At 61.7% G+C, this 6,759-nt stretch carries 7 protein-coding genes and 1 pseudogene; 3 read left to right on the top strand and 5 right to left on the bottom strand.

The genetic code is table 11. From position 1 onward, the window contains the following. Together ABJF10_RS28155 and ABJF10_RS28150 are read right to left on the bottom strand one after the other, a co-directional pair. Positions 1-683, bottom strand: a 683-nt coding sequence (locus ABJF10_RS28155; RefSeq protein ID WP_348547945.1) for a Clp protease N-terminal domain-containing protein, incomplete at its 3' end; no start/stop codon positions are given. Positions 684-1,539: 856 nt separating this feature from the next. Further along, a complete protein-coding gene (locus tag ABJF10_RS28150; protein WP_348547944.1) occupies positions 1,540-1,998 on the bottom strand; it encodes a hypothetical protein in 459 nt (152 codons plus the stop codon). 162 nt (positions 1,999-2,160) lie between these two features. Here ABJF10_RS28150 and ABJF10_RS28145 point away from each other — a divergent pair, with 162 nt between their 5' ends. The 3 genes from ABJF10_RS28145 to ABJF10_RS28135 all read left to right on the top strand — a co-directional run bounded on the left by ABJF10_RS28145 (position 2,161) and on the right by ABJF10_RS28135 (position 4,673). Continuing rightward, the gene (locus ABJF10_RS28145) at positions 2,161-2,598 is read left to right on the top strand and encodes a hypothetical protein (protein ID WP_348547943.1); all 438 of its coding nucleotides are present in this window, start codon (positions 2,161-2,163) and stop codon (positions 2,596-2,598) included. Between the two features lie 53 nt (positions 2,599-2,651). Beyond that, complete coding sequence (locus ABJF10_RS28140; protein WP_348547942.1) at positions 2,652-3,209, top strand: sugar O-acetyltransferase; 558 nt, start codon at positions 2,652-2,654, stop codon at positions 3,207-3,209. A 237-nt stretch (positions 3,210-3,446) separates the two neighbouring features. Further along, positions 3,447-4,673: an MFS transporter gene (locus ABJF10_RS28135; RefSeq protein WP_348547941.1), complete on the top strand. Its 1,227-nt coding sequence runs from the start codon at positions 3,447-3,449 to the stop codon at positions 4,671-4,673. A gap of 280 nt (positions 4,674-4,953) precedes the next feature. On the opposite strand, the gene ABJF10_RS28130 is transcribed toward ABJF10_RS28135, so the two are convergent. The 3 genes and pseudogenes from ABJF10_RS28130 to ABJF10_RS28120 form a co-directional block, all read right to left on the bottom strand. Then, on the bottom strand, positions 4,954-5,373 hold the full coding sequence (locus ABJF10_RS28130) for a PIN domain-containing protein (protein ID WP_348547940.1): 420 nt from the start codon (positions 5,371-5,373) through the stop codon (positions 4,954-4,956). Beyond that, positions 5,370-5,609: a ribbon-helix-helix protein, CopG family gene (locus ABJF10_RS28125; RefSeq protein ID WP_348547939.1), complete on the bottom strand. Its 240-nt coding sequence runs from the start codon at positions 5,607-5,609 to the stop codon at positions 5,370-5,372. Before ABJF10_RS28125 ends, ABJF10_RS28130 begins: the two co-directional genes overlap by 4 nt. 742 nt (positions 5,610-6,351) lie before the next feature. Continuing rightward, positions 6,352-6,759 (bottom strand): annotated as a pseudogene (locus ABJF10_RS28120) (ATP--guanido phosphotransferase); the annotation flags it as partial.

The following is a 6,759-nucleotide window of genomic DNA, read 5'->3' as shown; positions in this document are numbered from 1 at the left end:
ACGATCGCCGTCTTGCCCACGCCGGCTTCGCCGATGAGCACGGGATTGTTCTTCGTGCGGCGGCAGAGCACCTGGATGACGCGCTCGATTTCGCTCGCGCGGCCGATGACCGGATCGATCTCGCCCTTCTTCGCCAGCTCCGTGAGGTCGCGGCCGAAGGCGCGCAACGCGGGCGTCTTCACTTCCTTGCCCCCGCGCGATTGCGGCTCCTGCGCGCCCTGCTCCTGCTCGGCTTCGGGCGGCGTGAAATTCGGGTCGAGCTCCTTGAGTATCTCGTTGCGGGTGCGCTCGATGTCCACTTCGAGGTTCTTCAGCACGCGGGCGGCCACGCCTTCACCCTCGCGCAGCAGGCCGAGCAGGATGTGCTCCGTGCCCACATACGAGTGGTTCAGCGACTTGGCCTCCTTGCCGGCGAGCGCGAGCACCTTCTTCACGCGAGGCGTGTAGGGGATGTTGCCCACCATCTTGGTCTCGGGGCCGCTGCCGACTTGCTTTTCGACCTCCATACGCACGGTCTCGAGGTCGAGTCCCATTTTCTGGAGGACGTTGACCGCGACACCCTGACCGAGCTTGATAAGACCGAGCAACAAGTGCTCGGTGCCCACGTAGTTGTGATTGAACCGGTCGGCTTCCTTGCGAGCAAGGGCGAGGACCTGTTGAGCACGCGGTGTGAAGTTATTCATCATGTGTGACAGAAGCGTTCTCCGTGCCCGCCGCCGTCCTCGCATGTCGCGAAGGTCGCAGCTTCTTCGGGAACGCCTCCAATCTGAGGGCAATACGACGCCTGTGCAAGATAGGACCGGTGATTAATTGAGAAAATTTTCATCCGCCACGGACAGGCGCGACTCTGAAATATTTTCGTAGAAAGACGAAACCGGGTCCGCAGCCGTGCTCAAAGCGCCACATTTTGGCGCACCCGTGCTCACATCGCGACACCGCATCTGGACAATCTGTCGCGGAAAGAGGTCCAGAATTGGAACCGAAGGACGCAAAGGGAACGAAGGAAGTCGGGCAGCACGATTCGCTCACCGCAGGGGCACGTTCATTGGTGGCAGGGCCTCGTTTAAAAAACTCGCACCTTAAATCGCCTTAAGAGGGCTTAAGGCACCTTAAATCGGCTCGCGCGGTCGGTCTTCCTCCTCGTCGTCCCTCGTTCTCGAAAAGCGGAAGCGGATCGAGGACGGGGGACGAGAACGAGAACGCGGAGGACCCGCTCGTGCACATCCGATAGCCACGAAGCGAAGTGAAAAAAACGAGGCACGATTAGGCACGACCAGGCACGATTACTCTGGACTGGCCATTTCCAATGCCCCTGCCGGCGGCCTTATGAAGGGCGGGCTGCGCCAGGACGCGGAGAAGCGAGGCCGCCAGGTGCTTTTCACCCGTTCGGGTGGAGGAATCGAGTTGAAGTTCATGCGGGGAAGTATGCCATGACTCCGCGCAAAAAGTGCATCGCTCCATTGGTTCCATTGGCTCCATTGCGGAAAATTTACCCTGCACGCCTCAAAATGTCGGTGCGGGAGCAGGCAGCCAGAAAGTTTACTTCGGACTGCTAGTCAGCACCCCGTTCCGGCCCACCTTAAACTGCCGCACATACACGTTGCCCTTGTAGGTCGCCCTCACGGTGTAGGTGAAAGAGCCCATCGCCCATGGCTCCCGCCAGCGGCCCGTCCATGCGGGCTCGCCATTATAGTTCACCTTGCGGTCGCGATACTTGTAGACGACGCTGCCTTTCTCCCGGCCCACCGGCAGTTCCACGTGGATGACCGCGCGCCGCACGATCACGCGTTCGCCTTTGTCCTTGAACGTCGCTCCCGCCTTCACCGATTTCTCCGTCAGCTCGCAGTCCGGCAGGATCTCAAACTTCTTCGACCGCGCCTCCGTCGCATCGGCCTCCTGGCGAATACGCTTCGCCTCTTGGAACCAAGTCTCCGCGTGGAACGCGAGAGGCAGCATCGCGCAGCAAATCGCCGCCAGGAGAAAACCGGGATGTTTCATATTTTGAGAGCGGCGAAGATGGCGGTGAGGTAGGCAAAGTGTCAGGTTAAATTTGGGTGTCGGAATGCCGTGTCGCCGCGCGGCTTGAGCCTCCCGCCCATTGTCATTTGCCGCCGCAGGTGCTGTCATCCACTCCGCGCCCCTCATCGATCGCGCTCTCCCATGAATAACTTGTCTCTCCTCCCCTTCCGAGCCCCCGCCGTCGCCCTGCTCGCGGCCGTTCTCCTCATCCTCCCCACCCAGACCCAAGCCCTCGAACCCGTCCCCTCCGCCGAAGCCGCCGTGCAACGCTTCCGCACCGCGTGCGATGGCGAGCTCGTCAAGGCCGTCCCGCCCGAAACGATGAAGCGCATCAATGCCATGCGCGAGTCGCCGTTCCTGATGATCGCGCGCAAGTCGCACGTCGACATCACCGAGTTCCTCGATCCCGGTTTCGCCGACGCCATTGCGAAACACGCGCTCTACGGCTCGCAAGCCGCCCTCACGCAATCCACCGGCGATGTCTGGGTGCTCACTTACGGCAATATGAAAAGCACGGTCGTCTATCTCGACGCCATCTCCGGCGCCGTGCTCTGCATCGCCATTATCCCCGAGGGGTGAACGCACGGCCTGGCTGCGACCAACGCCCACCGCACGCCCGAACTACGAGCAACATGAAGACCGAAAAAGAAAAGATGCTCGCCGGGGAACTGTACGATCCGCTCGACCCGCAACTCTCCCGCGAGCGCCAGCGCTGCCGCGATCTCTGTCAGGCGCTCAATGCCTCCCGCGAAGATCAAGTCGACGAACGCCGGCGCCTCCTCACCGAACTCTTCGGACGCGAGACCGACGCCTGGATCCAGCCGCCCTTCTTCTGCGACTACGGCACCAATGTCACCTTGGGCACAAAAGTCTTTTTCAATTTCAACTGCGTCGTGCTCGACGTCATGCCCGTCACCATCGGCAACAACGTGCTCTTCGGCCCCTCCGTGCAGATCTACACCGCCACCCACCCCATCAGCGCCGTCGAGCGGCGCCAATGGCTGGAGTCCGCCAAGCCGATCACCATCGGCTCCGACGTCTGGGTTGGCGGCGGCGCGATTCTCTGCCCCGGCGTCACCATTGGCGACCGCACCATCATTGGCGCCGGCAGCGTCGTCACCCGCAGCATCCCCGCCGACGTCATCGCTGCGGGGAACCCGGCACGGGTCATCCGGGCGATCGAGGGTTAGGCGTTCCCGCGTGGTTAGGCCGCGCCCCCTCACCCGTCATCCTGAGCTTGCAAAGGACCTCTGATCTCTGCCTTTCCTCACCAGTCGGTCAGAAGATCATGCAATGCAGATGAGGGAAGTGGCGTGTCAGATGCCAGAGCGAAATCAGAGGTCCTTCGCAAGCTCAGGATGACGATGGGGAGAAGCTCACCTCCACGCTTGGCCACCACAACCCTCCTCGCAAATACTCCCCGTCGAATGCTCCTCAGCCTCACTCCGCTTTTCCGCCATCGCGAGCTGCGGCTGCTTTATTTTGGGGAGTTCGCTTCGGCGCTGGGCAGCATGCTCACCGTCGTCGCGCTGCCGTATCAGATCTTCCACCTCACGCGTTCCTCCCTCGCCGTCGGTCTCATCGGCGTCGCGCAATTGGTCCCCCTCCTTCTCTCCAGCCTCATCGGCGGCGCCTATGCCGATGCCACGGATCGCCGCAAGCTGCTGCTCTACACCCAGCTCGTCCTCCTCGCCTGCGCCGTCACCTTCGCGCTGAATTCGCTCAGCCCTCACCCGCAGCTCTGGCTCCTCTATCTCGTCGCCGCCGTCGCTTCCGCCGCCAATGGCTTTCACGGCCCCACCCTACAGGCCATGATGCCGCGCCTCGTCACCGCGGAAGAAATCCCCGCGCTCGGCGTGCTCAACTCCTTGAAAGGCACCGCCAGCATGGTCGCCGGCCCGGCCATCGGCGGCATCCTCATCGCGAAATACGGCCTCGCCACCACCTACTGGATCGACGCCCTCACCTTCCTCTTCTTCCTCGGCGCGCTGCTTCTCATGCAGCCCATGCCCGCCTCCGAGCCGGGCCAGTCGCCCAGCCTGCGGAGCATCGGAGAAGGCCTGCGCTACGCCGCCAGCCGGCAGGATCTCATCGGCACCTACGTCGTGGATATCGTCGCCATGATCTTCGGCTCCCCCATGGCGCTCATGCCGGAAATTGCCGAGCACTTCGGCGGCGCCGCCGCGCTCGGCTGGCTTTACGCCATGCCCTCCGTCGGCGCCTTCCTCGCCGCCGTCTTCAGCGGCTGGACCCATAAAGTCACACGCCACGGCGCCGCCATCGCCATCGCTGCCGCCGTCTGGGGCGGGGCCATCACCGCCTTCGGCTTTTCCACCTGGCTCCCCCTCGCCCTCTTCTTTCTGATGATTTCCGGCGCCGCCGACATGATCAGCGGCCTCTTCCGCATGACCATCTGGAACACCACTATCCCCGACCAGATCCGCGGCCGCCTCGCCGGCATCGAGATGTTGAGTTACATGAGCGGCCCCCTCCTCGGCAACGCCGAGTCCGGCCTCGTCTCCGCCCTCGCCGGCACCCAATTCGCCGTCGTCTCCGGCGGCCTCCTCTGCATCGTCGGCGTCTATCTCTGCGTCCGCAAATTGCCGCTTTTCTGGAGTTATGACTTCCGGCCCGCGTCCGAGATTTTATCTTAGAAGGTGTACCGAAAATCTACCGGACAGAGTTTTTGACCACGGATGACACGGATGGGCACGGATTGCAGAAAAGAGGGTCTTTCATCCGCGCCCATCCGTGTCATCCGTGGTTAATCTCCTTCTTCGCGTGTCTGAAAACCTCTCTCCTTGCATGTCATTCTGAGTGGAGCGGAGGCGGCAAAGTGGGCGGAGCGCAGTCGAAGAACCCCGCCGCACAACCAGCGACTATCTTTGGTAGCATTCTCACGTGTCAAAGATCTGCGGCCGGCCGGAATCCGCCTCAGCACTCCTCCGGCATCAGCAGCGGAATCGGCCGGCGGTCATGGCGTCGATAGATCCGAAAGTGACCGTCGAACGTCACCAATCGGCACGCCACAATCTGCTCTGTCATGCGCACGAGACACCCATCCGCCAGGGACATCGGGAGCTTTCGATAGCGTTTCATCAGCGCGCGCACGCGCGGCATCTCCTCGCGAAGCTCGAAAGCCACCTGAATCAATCCGCGCTCCACCAATTCCAGCAAATCGTCCGGGTCGCCTCCGGCGCGGCCGATGAGAAAACACGCCTCCGACAGTACCGGCTCACACGTCAACAGCGGAGGTTCGATGCGGTCAAACTCTGCGCCAGTCCACGCCGAGTGCGCCTCATTCGCCTGCAAATAGGCCACCAGCGGCCCGGTATCCACGATCGTCTGGCTCACCGCCCAAAGTCTTCCATATGCTTCGGATTCGTCGCGAGATCGCGCGGGCCGCGGAAGCGCGCCGCCTTGTCCTTGGCCAGCGCGTGGAAAGAGGCACGACCCTTCATCGACGGGCCCGTCAGGCCTCGTTCGATGAATTCACGCACCAGCGCGGATTTCGGTTTCCGGCGCGCACGCGCCTCGGCAGCGAGACGGTCGGCCATGGGTTCCGGCAGCTTGAGCGAAAGCGTCGTCATGTCAGTACGGTAATACCGATCCGCCTCGCCGACAATACCTCATTACATTCCGTCTCATTCGTCGCTTGCGAAACGCGAGGTCCGCAAATTCTCAATTTGGGAGCGAGGGAGAACAACCTGAGCCCGGGAGGCGAAGTTGTTGATCATTTCGCAGTCTCCTTACGTGTCATTTTGAGTGGAGTGTCATGCCATCGAAGATGCACGCTTTGGGCTGGTCCTTCGATGCACTTGTTGCTTCCGGCCACGAGCTAATCCAAGTTCGATCGCATGTGGGCAGCACTTCAACATCCCGGTCATATTGAGTTTTACGAAGAATTTCACCGTGCTCGTTACCAGCCCGGTCAAGACTGGCAACCAATGGTCCGGGCGGTGGTTTACCTCCAGTCTCAAAGTTACGCTCAAGAGCTCTTCGCATTCACGTCCCTTGCCCACTTCCAAGTAACTACCGCTCCGAGTTATGCCGAACACACAAGGCATCACTGCGTCGGCATCAGGTGGTCATCCGCCGAGCGCCAGTTTCACCTTTTCCTATAACACACAAGGCTGGGTTTCAGACAAACCTGCAGAGCGCATTTGCGAGGAGCCCGCCTTTGCTTCCGCGGTGGACTCCCTCATTCAGCGTCTACTGCTACAATCACCGAAGCCAGCCGAATCCGGAAACGCCTAACGATGCTCTGGTCGCGGAAGGCGCCCAACCCGCCGCTACAATCGGAACGGTCGCGCTACAAATCAAGACGCCATTCTAATTCTGCGACCCATTCCCCTCCGCCGCCGCGGGAGGCGGCGTCGGGCCGAGATCGGGGCGCGGGAATTCCGAAAGCTTGGAGCGGATGATCTCGGCGCGGAGGCTGTCCCGCTCATCGGCGGCCAGCTTTTGCTGGGTGCCTTTTTGCAAATGCGCGGGCTGGGTTTCCATGAACAGCTCGTCGATCGGGTGCCGGCAATGCTCGGGGAAAAAGCCGAGGTCGATGCCGAGCTTCATGAAGCTGAGCAGGTTCAGCGCTTCCTTCGAGTTCATCGAATAGGCGTGGCGCAGGACGCCGTAGCCGCGGCCGATGTGGTCGAGCAGCGTGTTGGGCTTTTTCTGCAAGAGCATCTGCCGGGCGTTCTGCTCGTGCTCGATGATCTGCTCGATGACCTTGTGCAGCCG

Source organism: Chthoniobacter sp. (genome assembly GCF_040003245.1).
Classification (GTDB): domain Bacteria; phylum Verrucomicrobiota; class Verrucomicrobiia; order Chthoniobacterales; family Chthoniobacteraceae; genus Chthoniobacter.
Note: the sequence above shows the minus strand (reverse complement) of the source record. Positions and strands in the feature narration are given on the sequence as shown.

What these genes read in the sequence shown, in the direction of transcription:
- ABJF10_RS28135 (WP_348547941.1), top strand. Translation starts at nt 3,447, where the DNA reads ATGCTCCTCAGCCTCACTCCGCTTTTCCGCCATCGCGAGCTGCGGCTG.
- ABJF10_RS28150 (WP_348547944.1), bottom strand. Translation starts at nt 1,998, where the DNA reads ATGAAACATCCCGGTTTTCTCCTGGCGGCGATTTGCTGCGCGATGCTG.
- ABJF10_RS28140 (WP_348547942.1), top strand. Translation starts at nt 2,652, where the DNA reads ATGAAGACCGAAAAAGAAAAGATGCTCGCCGGGGAACTGTACGATCCG.
- ABJF10_RS28145 (WP_348547943.1), top strand. Translation starts at nt 2,161, where the DNA reads ATGAATAACTTGTCTCTCCTCCCCTTCCGAGCCCCCGCCGTCGCCCTG.
- ABJF10_RS28125 (WP_348547939.1), bottom strand. Translation starts at nt 5,609, where the DNA reads ATGACGACGCTTTCGCTCAAGCTGCCGGAACCCATGGCCGACCGTCTC.